We start from the raw sequence: 239 nt of genomic DNA, 5'->3' as shown, positions 1-239 counted from the left end.
TTTAGGACTTGTCCGCTTGATGCCTTCTAAAGCCAATTGAAAAGGAACAATTTTACAATAGATACCCATTGCTCGCACCCGCCGCGCGATAAGCTGTGTAACTTGTGAACCAAAATCAATGATAAGAACGGTGTCTGGATGTGAGATGTTCATAGAAAACCAATCAATAATTGTAAAAAAAAAGAACCAATATGATTTATTATTCAATCTTTCCCTTTTCACAAGCTTGTTCACTTGAG

Annotated in this window: 1 protein-coding gene; it reads right to left on the bottom strand. The window is 36.8% G+C overall.

Annotated features, from left to right (window positions below; genetic code table 11):
• Positions 1-153: glutamine amidotransferase-related protein (locus ACFIO5_RS13135; RefSeq protein WP_404978054.1), on the bottom strand; the 153-nt coding region annotated here is incomplete at its 3' end.
• Positions 154-239: the final 86 nt, after the last annotated feature.

The sequence above is a fragment of the Bartonella sp. AA86SXKL genome, assembly GCF_042196885.1.
This window is presented reverse-complemented; position numbering and strand designations above follow the sequence as displayed.